This window comes from Borreliella sinica, from assembly GCF_033969665.2.
GTDB classification, from domain to species: domain Bacteria; phylum Spirochaetota; class Spirochaetia; order Borreliales; family Borreliaceae; genus Borreliella; species Borreliella sinica.
This window is the reverse complement of the sequence record NZ_CP135180.1, coordinates 368,292-387,013: the sequence shown is the minus strand read 5'-3', so window position 1 is coordinate 387,013 and position 18,722 is coordinate 368,292. Positions and strand designations below refer to the sequence as shown.

Below are 18,722 nucleotides of genomic sequence, written 5' to 3'. Positions count from 1 at the left end.
AAATATTTTATGATAGATTTTGCAACTATTTTAGTTAATCTTTTTTTAGTTTCAATAGTTTTGTTTGTTTACAGGCAATATGATAAACGTTCTAGAGCTTTAGATAAAATTAAAAAATTTATTGATCTTGCAAAGGTTAATCTTGAAGATTTTATTGAAGATAAGACAAAAGAGATTAATGATCTTGCTGTTGATATGGAAGCTTATCAAAGGTCTAGCATAGAAATAATAAAAAAGATTGACGAAGTTCAGCAAAAGATTAAAAACAAAAGTAACGATTTTGCAGAGGTTGAAAAAAAGATAGCTTATCATGATTCTATGCTTAAGGAACTTGATGAGATGACCTTTAAAGTCCAAGAGAATATACAAAGATTGCAAGTTGATGGAAAAATAGTAGACAAACTTTCAAAAACTTTGAAAGGATTTAATACTCAGATTGATTCGGTTGAATCAAATTTGAATTCAGTGTTAGAAAAATTTGATAAGACCAATAAAGAAAATCTTGAATCTATTAAAATTGCTAGTTGGGAAAAGTTTGATATTAATATTAAAGATCTTGTTTTTAAAATGGATAATTTAAATAAAGAGATTGATCTTTATGAAAAAGATTTGGCAAATATTGAAGAGAGAAGAAGGGATATTTTAGTTAAGGGTAATGATAAATTAGATTTAGAATTTAACGATTTTCTTGAAAAAGTTGAGTTTAATATTGGCAAATATAACAAAGAAATAGAGAGTTCTTTTGTTTTTTATGAAAACAAATATAAGTTAATCGAAGATTCTATAGAGCTTATTATGGAGAACGTAAAGAATAAAATTAATGAGAAAGAAGATTTTATTCTAAATAGACTTAATGAAGAATTGCAAAATAAATTTAAGGATATCTTTGTATACGTTGATGATCGTTCTAAGGAAATTCAAGATAAACTTGAAGATAGGTTGATTTTAGTGGACAATGAAATTTCTTCTACGAGCTCTTCTTTTAAGGACAATGTTTATTCAAGAATTAATTCACTTGAAGAATCAGTACGAATGGAGATGGTAAAGTATGAAGAGCAGGTTGATGATGTTTTTGATAAATTTAGATCTCAAGTTGAGCTGAATCTTAAAAATATTTATGAGGATTATGAAGATAAAATAAGTCAAGTTGATAATAATATTAGGGAGAAGGTAGAGCTTAGCTTGTTAGATTTGAATTCTAAAATGGAAAGTGTTCAGGTAGGTGCTATTGATTTGATGAAGAGGCTTGAAGATGATTCTAATGGAATATATCTTGAATTTAAAAATAAGTTTGGAGCAGATATTAAAGTATTTAGTGAAAGTTTTAAAGATGATATTAATCAACTTAAAGTACAATTAGAATCTAAACTTTTGGATGTTGATTCAGATATTCAAGATAAGCTTATTAAGCTTAGTGATAATTTGATTTCTAATTTTGAAGAAATTGATGGCAGATTCAATAATAATTATTCAAATTTAAGTGATAATATAAATGCCAAGTATACCACTCTTTTTGGATCTTTGGAGTCTAGCAGTTCTAAATTTAACGATCAAATGGAGTCTAGATATAAAGACCTTGCAGATAAATTAGCGTCAGAAATTGGTGAATTTTCTTTAATTTATGGTGAAAAATTTGACAAACTTTCTCAAGAAGCAACTAATAATTATCAAGAATTTCAAGATTTAAACAAAAAATTAAAAAATGAAATTGGATCTTTGTGTAGTTTTTTTGAAAAAAACCAAGAGACTTTAAAGCAAGATTTTGATACTAGCTTAATTGGCATTAAAGATGAAATTGGTAAAAATATATTAGAGTTTAAGAATCGTTATTATGATGAGGTAAATATTTTCGTTAGTCAGCTAGAAGAGAGTAAACTTCAGTATTCAAAGTGGCAAAGCGAGATGGATTCTAATTTAAAAAATATTGAATCTCAAATAAATAAAACAAATGAAGAATTTTTAAGTTCAATGCAGATTCAAAAAGACAAAGGAATAGAGCTTAGTGAGAGTGTTTTTAATGATCTTTCAGATCATATTCAAAAAAAAGCTATTGATATGCATTGTAATTGGAAAGATGAGCTTATTGCTTTAAATAAATCACTGCTTGATATTAAGATTTCTAGTGAAGAGTTACTTTCATCTACTACTTTAAAAATAGAAAATCTAGAAAGAGATGTTAACGATAGAATGGAATATGTTTTATTAAAAGCAGGTGATATTGAGAGTTTGGTAATAGAAAAATATAAAGAATTAAAGGATATATCATATTCGCGAAGTGATGAGGCTATATTAGAAATTAAAGAATTTATTGATAGGCAAACAGAAATAGTTAAAGATAAAAGTATATTTATGCTTGAGGATTTGAATAAAAAATTTGATGATAAGAATAATTTTGTTATAAGCAAGATTGAAGAATGTGATTATAAATTAAAGGATTTCAAGTTTGAATCCGAAGATATTTTAAATAATTTTAAATCTGATCTTAATGAATTTGTTGAATCAAATCTGCAAATTGTCTCTAATATAAAATCGGAGTCTCAAAATCAAATCGATGATTTTTTAGATAAGATTTCTAAGGATGTTTTAAACAGAAAAGATTTAATTAACAATGAAGTAGACAGCAAGCTTAGTGATTGGCAAAGCAAATTAAATGAAATAACTGCTAAAATTGAAAATTTATTGTCTTCAGGCAAGGTAGATCTAGATTTAATAGACTCTGAGGTAACTACAAAAATTAAAGAGCTTAAATTTTCTATAGGAAGTCTTGAGAGTTATTATCTTGAAAAAATAGATGAGTTTAGAAATCAGGGTACTATATATTCTGATGAGCTTTTACAAGATATAATGAACCATTTCAATAAAGAAACTAGAGAGCTTGAGGAAAATTTGTCAAAAAAGTTTGCTGTAGTTTTAAATAATTCAGAGGAATTTGTCAAAGAGGTTGATAGTTTATTGCAAGATAAAAGAACCGACATTACTTCTTTTCAGGCTAATATAGATATTACTCTTGATTCTCTTAGTGTAAAGTTTAATGATATAAATAAAGAAATTAATGGGAAATACAATGAGGTGATATCTAATTATAGAGGTTATTCAGAAAATATTTCTAGCAAACTTGAAAATGAAATAATGAATGAGATTGAAAATCTAAATAGGAGATTAACAGATAAAATAGATGGTCTTAGTAAGGGTATGGATGAGAATCTTCAAAAACTTAAAGAATCTTTTGATGTATCTAAATATCAAGTTGAAAAATTTGAATTAAAAGTTAAAGATCTAACAGATGATGGAGAGGCGAAAATTACTGAGTTTATTAAAGAGATTGAGCAGTATTATAAATCTAGATTGGAAGAAGCAATTGATTATAGGAGGACGATTGACAGTGATATTATGCAAGCAAAAGAGAGATTCGGAGAGATAACAAATGATCTTAAAAATAATATTGAGAGTAAATCTGAGTTTTTAAACGACCTTTATAAGGAAAGATTTAAACTTATTGAGAGTAATTTTGAAGAGAGATATTCTACTTTTTTAATTGAAAGCGAGGGGGCTATTTCAAAAATTAGAGATGAAATCTATAAAACACTTACAATCAATGATGAAAATTTGCAGATTAAGATTTCTGAAATGGATCATAATTTCGAGATAATAGAGCAAAGATCAAAAGATATTCTAGAGTTTGAAAAAGAATTGCGAGATAAAATTAAAAGTTGTTACGGTGTTGTAGATTCTCAATTTGGAGAGATTAAGGCAAATGTTGAAGAGAATATAAAAAATCATTTTGAAGTTTGTATAAAAAAGGTAAATACTTTAATTGATGACGACATTGTAAAGTATGAAAATGAAATTCATAAAAGAATTGATTCTTTAAGATCGATTGAAAATACTTTTGATAGCATAGAGAAAGATTTGAATGACAAAGTGAGCGGATGTATTGATAAAATATCTAATAATTTTAATCTTAAGTATATTGAACTTGAAGAAAGATGCAATGAAGGGCAAGTGAATTTGGAGAATAAAATTGACAACAAAATTAAAGCCATTGATAATTTAGCTTTAAGTCAATATGATAGTCTTGAGAAAAAGTATGCTGATATGTACGATGAGTTTTCAGAGAGATTAACCTCTTATATTGCAACTTTAAGTGAAGAGTTTAAGCATTCAAATAAAGAGATGATTTTTGAACTTGAATCTCAGCTGAAAAATCTTAAAAATCTTGAATCTGATTTAAATAATGTTGAAAAAGATGTTGTTAGGTTGAAGGAAGAGTCTTATCATAATGTTTCATCACATCTTAAGCTACTAGAAGAAGATTTTTTCAAAGATTTGAAAATTAGAGGTGAAGAGCTTAAATATTCTTTGGAAAGTTTTATTGCTTCGCATAATGATAAAATTAAAAATTTAGAATATGATTTGTCTAAAAATTTGGAAAACAAAACAGAGCTTATTCAAAATTTCCGCTTAGATATTGAACAAAAAATGAAAGACGATAAAGAGAATTTTTATTTGGATTTTACTAAAGAATTTTCCTCTAAAAAAAAAGATATGGAGAGTGAAATAGCTTTAATAGAGACCAATATTACTGGAAGAATGGATGAATTTATTGATTTTGTAAATAGTAAACAAAATATTATTGATTCTTGGTTTTTAAATATTAAAGATGATGTAAAAAATTGGCAAGAGCAATCTTATAGTACAATAGAAAAGAGAATAAATATTGCTGAACTTGGAATTAAATCCTTTGAGAATGATATTCTTAATGTTAAGGTTGGTTTAGAATCTTTTAAAGGTAATTTTGAAGTTAGAGCTGAGGAAATTTTTGACAATTTGCAAAGCGAGGCTAAAAAAATTGAGCAATCAGTTCATCTTGATTTTAAAAATATTGGTGATTCATTAAATCTTAAAGTTTTAGATCTTGAAAAATTTGTTGACTTTAAGGTGGAAAAGATAGATGAAAGGGTTAATAAGAAAACCGAAGATATCTTAATTCAAGCAGAAGTTAAATTTTTAACTCATCAAAAGAATCTTGAAGATAGGATTTTTGAGCTTAATCAAAAATTGGAGCATGAGTTTACAACTTTGTCTTCTAATCTTGATAAGGTAAGGCGGGAAATGGTTGATGTAATTTCTAGTGATAAAGAAAGCTTTGAAAGTCAAATTGAATTAATGCATAAAGATATTTCAGAATTTTCTGAAAAGATTAGTTTATATAGAAATAATATTGAGGTATCGATTGAGAATGAATATAATTCTTTTTCAAAATCTATAAAATCAGAGTTAGTTTTGCTTGAGGATGAACTTAAGAAAAATTTAAAACATTCAACAATAGAGATTGAAACTCTAAAGAATAACTTACAAGAGCAAATTGATGAATTTGAGGTTGAATTCAAGAAAAGTCATAAAAAATTATTAAAAGAAGTTGATACTAACGTTCTAGAGCTTGAATCTAAAGTATTAAATTGTGATAATAAATTTAATAAATTTATTAGTGAAATTAAAGATAATTTGGTTGAATATAAGTCTGATTTGAGAAAAGAATTTGAAGACAGTTACGATAAAATAAATTTCCAAATTGAAAATTTTAAAAAACTAGATGCTGAGCTTGAAAAAAATAATTCAATATTTTTAGAGGCTTATTCTCTTAAGGACAAGCTAGAAGAATTATGGAAAACTTTGAAAAATGAGATAGATCTTGCGCAGGAGTATAAAAATAATTTTGAAAATGTTAACGAAGAATTTCATAATATTCAAAAAGAAACATTAGATATTATTGCAACTTTTAATGAGTTAAAGTTAGAACAGAAATCTATTAAAGCTATTAAGGATGATTTTAATAAATTTTTTGAATTTTACTCTTCATTTGATAGTAGGTATAAAAGTTTAATTGAATCTTATGATGAAATGCAAATTTATAAAGCTAAAATAAAAGAGATAGCTGATGAGCAGAGAACTATTCTTGATAATTACGAAAGAATCAGTAACAAAGATAGTATATTAAAAAGTACCATAGAGTCTGTTGATAAAAACTTTGATTTAATAAATGAAGTGGAAAAAAGATTTAATGCTTTAAGTAAGGAGAGTATCAAGTTTCATGATAATCTCAAAGACATGGAGAATGTTATTTCAACTCTTTTATTGAATAAAGGGCTTTCAGAAGAAGTGCTGGTTAATGCTCAGAATTTAAAGGAAATGCTCTTAGATATTGAAAATAGGTTGAAAAATACTTTAACTATGAGAGAGAAGGTAGTTAAATCTGAGACAAGGCTAGAGAATTTAAATATTGCAGCAGAAGAGAGAATAAAAACCCTTGGTATTCTTGTCAAAACAGATTCTAAATATCAAGATAATGTTGGTCTTAATAATGAAACTGTTAGAAATTCTGTAATAAAATTAATGAGACAGGGCTGGAGTGCTGAAGAAATTTCTAGGGCTACTAAATTATCTATTGGAGAAGTTGAACTTATTTTAGAGCTTGGTATAAGCAATAAGGGTGATTAAAGGTTACATATATGAAAGCAGATTTAAATTTAATAAAAACGTTACATCCTCTTGAGGCGAAAGTAATTTTAAATAATGAAGAGGAGGATAATATTTCTGCTTCAATTATTATTGAAAAATTAGGATTTAACGAAGGTCAGGCAAATAAAACAATTGAATGGTTAAATTCCAAAGGGATTATTGAAGAGATTTATAGGAAATTAAATGTATTTTATAAACCAACAGAAAAGGGTCTTAGCGTTTTAAGATCTGGGTTTGTTGAAGAAAAAATAATAAATCTAGTATCTCAAAAGACAGTTTTGGCTTCAAATCTAGCTTTAGAGCTTGATCTTGATATTAAAGAAGTAGGAAAGGCGTTTGGCAATTTATTAAAAGAGGGTATTCTTTTCCTTGATTTAAATAAACAGATTGTTATGAAGCCTTTAGAAGCCAGGAAAGCTAATTATCAAAAAATACGCGTTTTGTTAGAAAGATCAAAAAGTAGTGATCTTCTTAGAGAAAGTTTGACAACCGAAGAACTTTTATTAATAGCAAATTTTGCTAAGAAAAAAGGAGCAGATTCTGTATTTTTTAAAATAGTAGAAAAACTTGATTTAACGTTTAGATTGTCTTGTTTTGGATTGGAAGTGAAAAATTTTTTAATGAAAAATAAATTAACAGGAAATGAGATTACTAAGCTTACTCATGAAATTTTAAAAAATAAAACGTATGAGAATAAAAAATTTAGAGCTTACAATATTCATATTCCATCGGCTAAAACTTTTATTGGACGCTTTAATTCTTATTTAGACTATATTTCTAAAATTAAAGATAAATTAGTAGGGCTTGGTTTTGAAGAGTTTGATGGTCCTTTAGTAGAGACAGAATTTTTCAACAACGACGCGCTTTTTATGCCTCAGTTTCATCCTTCCCGAGACATTAAGGACGTTTATTATATTTCAGATCCCAGTATTCGGGAATCTTTACCCGAACCTTATTTTTCTAATGTAAAATTAGCGCATGAAACGGGATATTCAACAGGCTCAAGAGGCTGGAGATATAGTTTTAGCGAAGATCTTTCTAAGAGATTAGTTTTAAGAACCCAAGGTACCGTTCTTTCTGCAAAACAATTAATTACTGCTAAAAATCCAAGTAGATATTTTGGGGTTATTAGGTGTTTTAGATATGATCAAGTAGATGCAACTCACGGAGTCGATTTTTATCAAACCGAAGGTATTGTTATTGAGGATGGTGTTAGCATTAAAACTTTACTAGGTCTTCTTGAAATTTTTGCCAAAGAGCTTGCAGGTGCTACAGAAGTTAAATATGTTCCCGCATATTTTCCCTTTACTGAACCTTCTATTGAAATGCACGTAAAACATCCTGTTCTTGGTTGGTTTGAACTTGGAGGAAGTGGAATTTTTAGGCCGGAAGTTACAAAGCCTTTGGGTATTGATTTTCCTGTTATTGCTTGGGGGATTGGAATAGATAGAATGGCTTTAATGCACTTAGGTCTAAATGATTTGAGAGATCTATTTACTTATGATATTGGTGATGTTATTTTAAGGCGAGGAAAGATAAGATGCCAAAGGTAGAAATTTACAAAGATCTTCTTTTAGATAAAATAGGAAAAAATTTTTCAAATTTAGAGATTTCAGAGTTACTTGAGCCATTTAAAGCAGAATTTGATGGGTTTGACGAAAGTTCGGGGAAAATCAAAATAGAATTTAATGATACAAATAGGCCGGATTTGTGGTCTTATATCGGACTTGCTCGTCAAATAAAAACTTATCTTTTTGGAGAAATGCCTTATTACAATTTTTTTTCAAAAAAAGGGGATTTTAAAAAAAGCTATGGTGAAATTTTAGTGGATAGTAAGGTTTCTAGAATCAGACCGTTTGTTTTTGGATTTTTAGCAAAAGGATTGATTTTCAATAATAGAATGCTTGAGGCACTAATTCAATTTCAAGAAAAACTTTGTCAAAGTTATGGACAAAAGAGAAAAAGAGTTGCAATGGGAATGTATAATTCTAGTTGTATTGAATTTCCAATAAATTATGTTGCTTCATCTCCTAATCGTAAATTTGTTCCCTTGGGAATGGATTGTGAACTTTCTCTTTCGGAAATAAATGAAAAGCACCCCAAAGGGCTGGAATACTCTCATATTATTAAAAATTTTGATAAGTATCCTTTATTATTAGATAATAATAATAAAGTAGTCTCTTATCCTCCAATAATTAATTCTGATAATATCGGATCTTTAAAGGTTGGTGATACTGATTTGTTTATTGAGGTTACAGGTATCGACTTTGAAGCAACTTTATTTGCGCTATCTGTAGTAGCTTGTGACTTTTATGATATGGGTTTTGAAATTTTGCCCGTAAAAACTGTGTTTAGAGAGCCTTTTAGTTTAGATTTTAAAGAATTAGTATGCCCCTATTATTTCCAAGAAGAAGTAGAGTTTGATGTAAAAAATGTTAATAAACTGCTTGGAAGCAATTTAACATTAGAACGTATTTGCCTTAGTTTAAAAAAGATGGGAGTAAATTCTTATTCTAGAAATTTGAAAAATTATATTATTCCCCCTTTTTATAGAAATGATTTTCTTCACGAGGTTGATGTAATTGAAGATGTAATGATAGGAGAAGGTCTTGCAAGTTTTTATCCAGAACTTCCCAAGGCCTTTACGATGGGAAGGCTTACTACTTTAGAGGAGTTTTCAAGGAATGTTAGGAATTTAATGGTGGGTATGGGATTCCAAGAGATGATTTATAATTATATGGGTTCTAGGAAAGATTTTATTGATAAAATGAATGTTGATGATCAAAATTTTTTAAAAGTATCCAATCCAATGACAGAGAATTATGAATATATTAGGGCATCAATAATTCCTAATTTATTAAAATCAGAAAGTGTTAGTGCTAATTTTCCTTATCCACATAAAATTTTTGAAGTTGGTAAAGTGGCTTTAAAGAATTTAGATGCCATTGAAGGAACAAGCACTTTCACCAATTTAGCTTTTTTAATGTCCGGTAAAGAAATTTCTTTTAATGAGATTAATTCAATTGTTTCAACGCTTTTTTATTATTTAAATATTGAGATTAATTTAAGAGAATCAAAAGCCCCTTTCTATATTAATGGTAGGGGGGCAGATATTTTGATCGAAGACTTTAATATAGGTAGTTTTGGTGAAATTTCACCTTATGTTTTAAATAATTTTGGTATTTTTATTCCATGTTCTGTTTTTGAGGTTAATATCAATAAACTTATGAGTCGATCTTAAGCATTTAATATTAATTTTAGCAATACTAAGATTTGTATTAAAATTTTTAAGAGAGGTTTGAAGTTTGGATATGTTAGAATTTGAAACCATTGATGTAAATCTGACCAAAAAGGAAAATTTATCCCAAAAAGAGGTGGAATGTATTGAAGATGTAATAATTGTGGGGTCTGGTCCTGCCGGGTTAACAGCTGGAATTTATTCTGTTATGAGCAATTATAAAGCTGCTATTTTAGAAGGTCCTGAACCCGGAGGACAACTCACTACAACCACAGAAGTTTACAATTATCCTGGTTTTAAAAATGGAATAAGCGGTAGAGATTTGATGTTAAGTATGAGAGAGCAAGTAGTAAATCTTGGAGCCAAATCTTTTCCCGAAACTGTTTTTTCTATAAAAAGGGAGAATAGTATTTTTTATCTTTATACAGAAAATTATATTTATAAAAGCAAAGCTGTTGTTATTGCTGTGGGATCAAAACCTAAAAAACTTGAAACCCTTAAAAATTCGGATTTATTTTGGAATAAGGGTATTTCTGTTTGCGCTATTTGCGATGGACATCTTTTTAAAGGGAAAAGGGTTGCAGTAATTGGTGGAGGTAATACTGCTCTTTCAGAAGCAATTTATTTAAGCAAATTAGTGGATAAAGTTTATATCATTGTAAGAAAAGATTATCTTAGAGCTATTGCTATGTTAAGAGATAGTGTTGCAAAGTTGTCAAATATTGAAATTTTGTATAATTCAGAAGCCATAAAAGTGGATGGCAAAGTTTCTGTTTCTTTGGTTAAGATTTTTAATAAAAAAGATAATATTGTCTATGAATTAGAAGTGAATGCTGTATTTATGGCTGTTGGCTATAAGCCGAATACGGAATTTTTAAAAGGATTTTTGGATTTGGATGAAGAAGGGTTTATTATAACCAAAGATGTCGTCAAAACAAGTGTTGATGGTGTTTTTTCGTGTGGAGATGTAAGTAACAAACTTTATGCTCAAGCCATTACTGCTGCTGCTGAGGGGTTTATTGCTTCTGTTGAGTTGGGAAATTTTTTAAATAGATTTTATTAAGATTTTTTTGGTTTTAAATGAAGTTTTTATGTAGTTGAATATTTTAGAGTAGGTTTAATTGTCTTTTGATTTCAAAGATTAAAATGCCTGTGGACACAGAAACATTAAGTGAATCTATTTTGCCACTAGTTGGAATCTTTATTAAAAAATCAGAATTTTCTTTTATTAGCTTGTGTACACCTTTTCCTTCATTTCCCAGAATAAGTGCAATTTTTTTATCGTTTATTTTGATTTTGTTTATATCTTTTCCTTTAACATCACCAGTGTATATCCAAAAGTTATGTTTTTTTAAAAAATTTATTGTGTTGTTTATATTTGCTACTGTTATTTTTTTTACGTATTGACTTGCGCCAGAGCTAGTGCGCAAAACCGTTAAATTATCTTTTGCACTATGTTTTTGAGTTGTAATTACAAGATCTATGCCAAACTGTTCTGCTGTTCTAAGGATTGCTCCGAAATTTTGGGGATCTTCTATTTGGTCTAAAATTAAAATGAAAGCATGTTCTTTTTTTTTAAATGTTTCTAGTAAATTTTCAAAATCTTTGGTTTGTATTTTTGCGTTTTTATTTTTTTCAAGTTTTAATTTTAATGCAAATCCCCTATGGTCTTTGTTTTTAAGAATTTTGTCAAGTTCATTTATGCTTATTCTTATTATTTTTATATTTTGTGTTTTAGCCAGTCTTTCAATTTCTATAGTTTTTGAACTTTTTTTTGATATATAAAGTTCAAATCCTTTATTATTTTTTATGCTTTCAATTATTGAATTGGCATGAGTGATATACATATTATGCTTTGAATAAATTTATTTCATCACCATCATTTAATTCTTTGCTTAAGTTTTCAAAAAGTTTAATAGCATTTGAATTTAAATTTTTAGGTGTTTTGATTTTGGTGATTAATATTAAATTTCCAAATTTTTCAGTTTGAAGAATTGGCATTCCTGCGTTTTTGATTAAAATTTGTTCTTCATTATCTATTCCTTTTGGAATTTGTATTTTAATCTCTTTTGAAGCGATTGTTATTATTCTCACTTCTTTTCCAAGGGCTGCTTGAGTAAAGCTTATTGGAAGCATTGCGTAGAGATCTTTACCATTTCTTTTAAATACTTTATGAGGTCTTATCAATATTTTTACATAAAGGTCACCATATTCTTGACTGTCTGGATTAACATTCCCCTTGCCTTTCATTTTTATTTGTTGGTTATTGTCAATGCCTGAAGGAATGTTTAATTGAATAGTTTCTTGATTTGTAAGGCTGCCTTTTCCCTTACAAGATTTACAAGGGTTTGATATTATTTTACCTTCACCGTAGCATTTAGAACATGTTGTCGTAACCCTGAAAAATCCTCCACCTTGTACTACTCTTCCGCTACCGTTACACATGCTACATATTGAGGGACTTGTGCCTTTTTCAGATTTTTTTCCAAAACAAGAATGACAGAGTATTTGTCTTGTTATGTTTATGTTATTTTTGTAACCAAAATATGCGTTTTCAAGAGATATTTCTATGTTGTATCCTAAGTCTTCACCTTTTGCATGTTTTCTATTTTTTTCTTGTCCTTTATTTCCAGTGAAAAATGAATCAAAAATATCGCCAAAGTCTTCAAAGATGTCTGAAAACCCGCTAAATCCACCCGAAAATCCTTCAAATCCTCCTCCTTCAAAAGCAGAATGTCCAAATCTGTCGTATTTGGCTTTTTTATTATCATCTATTAAAATTTCGTAAGCCTGAGTAGCTTCTTTAAAGATAGAAGCGGCTTCTTCATTGCCTTGATTTCTGTCGGGATGATATTTGATGGCTATTTTTCTATAAGCTTTTTTTATTTCATCTTTTGAGGCTCCTTTTGAGAGCCCCAAAATTTCATAATAATCTTTTTTCACTATTTTTTATCCTCGTCAACAACTTCGTAATCAGCTTCTTTGCCTTCTTCGCTTGTATTGCTTTGAGCACCATTTTCTTGTTGATTGCCTTCATTTTGTTGGGAAGAATCTTTATACATCATTTCGGCTATCTTGTAAGAAGCTTTTTGAAGTTCTTCTGTTCTAGATTTTATAAGTGAAATGTCTTCTTTTTCAAGACTTTCTTTTAATTCTTTTATTTTATTTTCAATAGCTTCTTTGTCTGTGCTTGGAATTTTTTCAGAATATTCTTTTAATGATTTTTCTGTTTGATAAATTAAAGAATTAGCCGTATTTTTTGTTTCAATATTTTCCTTTAATTTTTTATCTTCTTCTGCATGAGCTTCTGCATCTTTTACCATGCGATCTATTTCTGATTCGGATAGACCCGATGATGATTCAATTCTAATTTTTTGTTCTTTGCCCGTTCCCATATCTTTTGCAGACACATGAACTATTCCATTAGCGTCAATGTCAAAACTAACTTCAATTTGAGGCACTCCCCTTGGTGCTGCTGGTATTCCATCAAGTATAAAATTACCAAGTATTCTATTTTGTGATGCCATCTCACGTTCACCTTGAAGAACTTTAATATCAACAGAGGTTTGATTGTCTGCAGCTGTTGAGAATACTTGACTTTTTTTTGTAGGAATTGTAGTGTTTCGTTCAATAAGTTTGGTCATTACACCGCCTAGCGTTTCTATTCCCAGTGAGAGTGGAGTAACGTCAAGGAGTACCATGTCTTTGGTTTCTCCGGTTAATATACCGCCTTGAATTGCAGCTCCTATTGCTACAGCTTCATCTGGATTTACTCCTTTGTTAGGATCTTGTCCAAATATATCTTTTACGATTTTTTGAATAGCGGGAATTCTTGTTGATCCACCTACAAGTATTACTTCATCGATGTCAGAAGCCTTAAGTCCTGCATCTTTAATAGCTTTAAGGCATGGCTCTTTTGTTTTTTGAACCAAATTGTCCACCATTTGTTCGAATTTTGCTCTTGTTAGAGTATATTGTAAGTGTTTTGGGCCGTTTGCATCGGCTGTAATAAACGGAAGATTTATTGAAGCTTCTTGAGCCCCCGAAAGTTCTATTTTAGCTTTTTCGGCTGCCTCTTTAAGTCTTTGAAGGGCCATTTTGTCGTTTGACAAATCAATAGCGCTTTCTTTTTTAAATTCTAAGATTAGATGCTTTATTATTTCGTCGTCGAAATTGTCTCCCCCAAGATGTGTATCTCCATTGGTTGACTTTACTTCAAAAACACCATCTCCAAGCTCCAATATTGAAATATCAAATGTTCCCCCACCAAGATCATAAACAGCAACAATCTCTTCGTGTTTTTTTTCAATTCCATAAGCAAGCGCAGCGGCAGTTGGTTCGTTAACAATTCTTTTTACCTCAAGACCCGCTATTTTGCCAGCATCTTTTGTAGCTTGTCTTTGAGCATCGTTAAAGTAAGCAGGAACTGTAATGACAGCTTCTGTAACTTTTTCACCTAAGTAAGCCTCTGCTGTTTCTTTCATTTTTGTAAGAGTTGCTGCTGAGATTTCAGGTGGTGACATTTGCTTTTTTATATTGGAAATGTTTACCCTTGCATCACCATTTAGTCCCTTTTCTATTTTATAAGGAACCATTTTTATTTCGCTTGCAACTTCTTCGAATCTTCTTCCCATAAATCTTTTGATAGAATAAATTGTGTTTTCAGGGTTTGTAACCATTTGATTTTTTGCGACTTGCCCCACAAGTCTTTCGCCTTTATTTGTGTATGCAACAATAGATGGAGTAGTTCTTCCTCCTTCTGAATTTTGTATTACAACGGGTTTTCCATGCTCCATTATAGCTACGCATGAGTTTGTTGTACCTAGATCAATACCTATTATTTTGCCCATATTATAAACCTCCTAATTTCTAATTAATTTTTGCTTTGAGCAACTTTAACTTTAGCTGTTCTCAATATTCTGTCGTTGTAGCAATATCCTTTTTGATATACTTCTACTATTTCTGGATTTTTAAGATCTTCTTTCTCTTCAATACTTATTGCTTCATGACGACTTGGATCAAAATTTTCACCATTTTCTCCAAATTTTTTTAAATTATATTTTTTATCAAAGATTGATAGTATTTCATTTTCAATCATACTGATTCCTGTTAATAGGTTGTCAAAATCTTTAGATTTTTTTGAAGAAGTAATAGCTCGTTCTAGGTTGTCAAGGAAATTAACGACATCTTTCATTATGGTTTCATTTGCAAATTTAACAAAATTGTCTTTTTCTTTTTCTAATCTTTTTCTAAAATTTTCAAATTCTGCTTGTTTTCTTAAATATAAATCTTTAAGATTGGAGATTTCATTTTCAAGTTCGGTAATTTTTTTATCAGAATTTGCCAGATCCAAGGTTTCTTTTTTTTGAGATTTTGTATTTTTGTTATCTTGTTTGGTGGGTTTTTCGTTTTCATTTTTAGTTTCTTTTTTTTCCATTTTTCCTCCTTTGATAAAGCATTTTATCTTTAAAAAAAATATTTTACAAATTTTTTTCTTTCTTAAATTTTTTTAAAATTGATTCGTTTTGATCATTTGAAAGATATATATTTTTCTGAAGCTTTCAATAGTAGTGTTGAATTGATACATATTATTGTTTATCAAAATTTTGGTGTGTATTTTTTTGTCAAAATAAAAAATTTTATTTTTTATTTATAAATATTTTTGATATTGTTTTTGGATTTTGTTTGTTTTTATTGTGTTTATAGATCTCTTAATTTTAGAATATTGTAATATATGTAAGAGTGTCGGTTTTGAGGCGCTATTAAATTTTTTTTATTGTAATTTAATACATTATTGCTTATTATTTACCTATGAAAATAAGTATTGCTCAAACGAAATACAGATTTTTAGATTTTGACGAATGTATTGCTGATTTTAAAATTAATTATGATGAGGCCCTGTTAAGGGGTTCAGACGTTTTAGTTTTTCCCTCTATGTTTTTAGGTAAGACTAAGTATAGTGAGTTGTGTGGGCGCTCTAAATATTCTCAAAATATATGTAAATGCGTTGAATTCATGAGAGAGCAAGTTAGTGATAACACTTTAATTGTTTTTGGGTATAGTGTTTGTCAGAATGGTGAATTTGTAGATATTGTTTCTGTTATTAGCAATTATAAAGTTATTTTAACTGTATCGCAATGCAATATACCCAGTTTTTTTACTTATAAGGACAATATATTTGCCGTATTAAATTTTGATGATGCTTTGTTGTTTGAAGAATTGAATCCCAAATTTGTTGAGGGTTTAAAGGATGCTCAATACTTAATAGTACCATCCAAATCTCATTTCACTAAGGATAAAAATAATTTTAGGTTAAAATTTTTTGAAAGAGTTGCTGTTGAGAATAATCTAAATATTGTTTATTCAAATTTTTATGGAGCTGAAGATTCTGCAGTTTATGATGGATGTAGCTTTTTTATTAATAGTTTTGGCAAGATAAAGCAAGCAAAAGGATTTGAATTTGATTTTATATCTAATGATGAATTTCAAGATTTAAAATTTGATACACGCAATGAGCTTTTTGAAAAAATTATTTTAGCAATATCTCTTGTTTTGAGAGAGTATTTTTGTTTTTCAGGATTTTCTAAGGTTCATTTGGGTTTATCTGGAGGCATTGATTCTGCTCTTGTTGCTTATCTTGCATGTTTTGCTTTGGGAGCTAAGAATGTTGTTGGAATTTCTATGCCTAGTAAATTTTCATCAGCAGATTCTATTTCTGATGCTAAAGCGCTTTCTAGGAAATTAGGTTTTAAATTGATTGAAATGCCAATAAAGGACTTATTTGAAGTAAGTAGTAGATTTTTTGAAGGATATTTTGATGTTAAAGGTGTTACTGAAGAAAATTTGCAAGCTCGCTTAAGAGGACTTTTATTAATGTCTTATAGTAACTCTCAAAATTCTTTACTTTTAAACACTGGCAATAAAAGCGAGATTGCAGTTGGTTATTGTACTCTTTATGGGGATACTTGTGGGGGGCTTTCTTTGATTGGAGATCTTTTTAAGACGGAAGTTTATGATCTTGTTAATTATATTAATGCAAAATTTGATCAACGTATTATTCCGGATAATATTATTTTAAAGGAACCTTCGGCTGAATTAAGGTTTAACCAAAAAGATAGTGATTGTCTTCCAAAATATGAAGTTCTTGATGCTATTTTAAATAGATATTTGATTAACCTTGAGCCTGTAGATTCAATTTATCTTAATTTCGAAAAAGGTGTGGTTGATAAGGTTTTAAATCTTTATTTTAAAAATGAATACAAAAGAAGGCAAGGGGCTCCTATAGTTAAAGTTTCTAAAAAAACTTTTGGGTTTGAACTCTTAATTCCCATTTTAAATAATATAATTTGAGATTATTAGCAAGGAAAGGGAGACTTGAATTTTTTATTTTATTAATGATATTTTTATAGGCAAATTTGTAGATTTAATATTATTTAATGTGTTTTTATTTAATGTGTTTGCGAATAAAAAAATTTATTTATTAAAGAATTTAAGGATAGCTTTTTAGGTTCAAATTAAATTTTTACACCTTTAAACAAAGTAGAGGATAATTTTTAATTATTGTTTTATAAAAAATAATTAATTTCAAATCCATTTAATAACTATATTCGGCATGGTTTAGATTTGTTTTTTTATTGTTGGTGTATTAATATTGTTAATCTTTATGTTACGAATAGTAGGTAATAATATAACTCCTTTTGAGATATTAAATTATGTTAATAGTTTATGTATTTAATTTGGAAGTGATATGCACATTGTATTGTGGTGTGGATTTTGAAATTTAAATCATAAGATATTGCTTTTGAAATTGACAATACTTTGTATGCCTGGGTAAAAGATTTAATGCTTGATAAATTTTTTAGGCTTTTACTATTTAGTGGAGTTTATTAAATTGAGAATAAAAAAAATGTGGATATGGATATTAATGTTTTTTATACTACCTTTAGTAAAGGTTGTTACAGCTTAGAGTAAATTTTTTAGAGGTGCTTTGTGAAAAATATTAAATTTGTCGAAATATGGTGCTTTTATAAATGGGTTTTCAATTTTTGTAATTTTTTATTAATAAAAGAATAGATATAAAAATGGATTGGGATTTTGAAAAAATTATATTTTTGTTAAATGAGTCGACTAGGCTTGCATTAAGTGGTGGTGCTAAATTAAGTCTAGATTTTAAATCTGATGGATCTATTGTAACTCAAGTTGATAAACAGATTGAGCAATTTTTATCTAAAGAAATAAAAAAGCCTGGTAATTTTATTCTTGGGGAAGAGACAATATTTAATTGTGAAGAAGAATATATCAAAGATGCGTTAATCTCAGAGAATACTTTTATTATCGATCCTATCGATGGAACTTCTTCTTTTGTAGCCGGCCTTCCTTCATATGGAATATCACTAGCGTGTGCTCGTGGCGGCAAAATTATAGAAGGAGCTATTGCTCTTCCTTTAAGTGGAGAGTTTTTTATCACCTCTGAAGATAGTGTATTTTATGCTAAAGAAAATATTGGCAGTTTTCCTTTAAGAAAAGATTTTAATAAATTTATTTTTACTAATTTTGAATGCTACAATGCCCACAGTTTGCTTGCACTTTCAAAGTCTATTATAAGGGTATTTAATATTGATGTTTCTTCTCACATTCATATTAATGGCTCTTGTGTCTATTCTTTTGCCAAACTTTTTACAGGTTCTTATAAGGCCTATTTTTCTTTTGTAGGACTTTGGGATATTGCGGCGTGTTTAGCGATTGGAAATAAATTGGGCATGTTTGGTGAATTTTACTGTGGCGATAAAATGACACTAGATATTTCAGATTCAATGTACATTTTAAAGTCTAATAATCATAAAAGATGGTCCTTGAAAGATTTTTTTATTTATTCTGATAATAAATCAACAATAGATATTGTAAGAAAAGTTGCGAATAAAAAATTTAATAAGTAAGATATTTAAAAATAACTTTAAAATTGTTA

10 protein-coding genes are annotated in these 18,722 nt (G+C 28.6%); 6 read left to right on the top strand and 4 right to left on the bottom strand.

Annotated features, from left to right (window positions below; all coding sequences use genetic code 11):
* Positions 1-9: 9 nt before the first annotated feature.
* From QIA41_RS01710 to trxB, 4 genes are all read left to right on the top strand, one after another.
* Positions 10-6,498, top strand: a complete 6,489-nt coding sequence (locus QIA41_RS01710) for a SpiroCoCo family coiled-coil protein (protein ID WP_320292331.1) — start codon at positions 10-12, stop codon at positions 6,496-6,498.
* Between the two features lie 11 nt (positions 6,499-6,509).
* Positions 6,510-8,072, top strand: a complete 1,563-nt coding sequence (gene pheS, locus QIA41_RS01705; protein ID WP_320292330.1) for a phenylalanine--tRNA ligase subunit alpha — start codon at positions 6,510-6,512, stop codon at positions 8,070-8,072.
* Positions 8,060-9,760 (top strand): phenylalanine--tRNA ligase subunit beta, encoded by a 1,701-nt coding sequence (gene pheT, locus QIA41_RS01700; protein WP_320292329.1) that lies wholly within the window; start codon positions 8,060-8,062, stop codon positions 9,758-9,760. The genes pheS and pheT overlap by 13 nt, the downstream gene beginning before the upstream one ends.
* A gap of 70 nt (positions 9,761-9,830) precedes the next feature.
* Complete coding sequence (gene trxB, locus QIA41_RS01695) at positions 9,831-10,820, top strand: thioredoxin-disulfide reductase (protein ID WP_320292328.1); 990 nt, start codon at positions 9,831-9,833, stop codon at positions 10,818-10,820.
* Between the two features lie 43 nt (positions 10,821-10,863).
* On the opposite strand, the gene rlmB is transcribed toward trxB, so the two are convergent.
* From rlmB to grpE, 4 genes are read right to left on the bottom strand one after another with little or no spacing between them, the layout of a single operon-like run.
* On the bottom strand, positions 10,864-11,604 hold the full coding sequence (rlmB, locus tag QIA41_RS01690; RefSeq protein WP_320292327.1) for a 23S rRNA (guanosine(2251)-2'-O)-methyltransferase RlmB: 741 nt from the start codon (positions 11,602-11,604) through the stop codon (positions 10,864-10,866).
* A gap of 1 nt (position 11,605) precedes the next feature.
* A complete protein-coding gene (gene dnaJ, locus QIA41_RS01685) occupies positions 11,606-12,700 on the bottom strand; it encodes a molecular chaperone DnaJ (protein WP_320292326.1) in 1,095 nt (364 codons plus the stop codon).
* Positions 12,700-14,607, bottom strand: coding sequence for a molecular chaperone DnaK (dnaK, locus tag QIA41_RS01680; RefSeq protein ID WP_320292325.1), 1,908 nt, complete (start codon positions 14,605-14,607; stop codon positions 12,700-12,702). The genes dnaJ and dnaK overlap by 1 nt, the downstream gene beginning before the upstream one ends.
* Before the next feature lie 23 nt (positions 14,608-14,630).
* A complete protein-coding gene (gene grpE, locus QIA41_RS01675) occupies positions 14,631-15,194 on the bottom strand; it encodes a nucleotide exchange factor GrpE (RefSeq protein ID WP_320292324.1) in 564 nt (187 codons plus the stop codon).
* 374 nt (positions 15,195-15,568) lie between these two features.
* Between grpE and nadE the strand changes: the two genes are divergently transcribed.
* Entirely contained in the window at positions 15,569-17,107 is a 1,539-nt protein-coding gene (gene nadE, locus QIA41_RS01670; protein ID WP_320292323.1) for an NAD(+) synthase, read from the top strand.
* 731 nt (positions 17,108-17,838) lie between these two features.
* Entirely contained in the window at positions 17,839-18,693 is an 855-nt protein-coding gene (locus tag QIA41_RS01665) for an inositol monophosphatase family protein (protein WP_320292322.1), read from the top strand.
* The last annotated feature ends 29 nt before the right edge of the window (positions 18,694-18,722 follow it).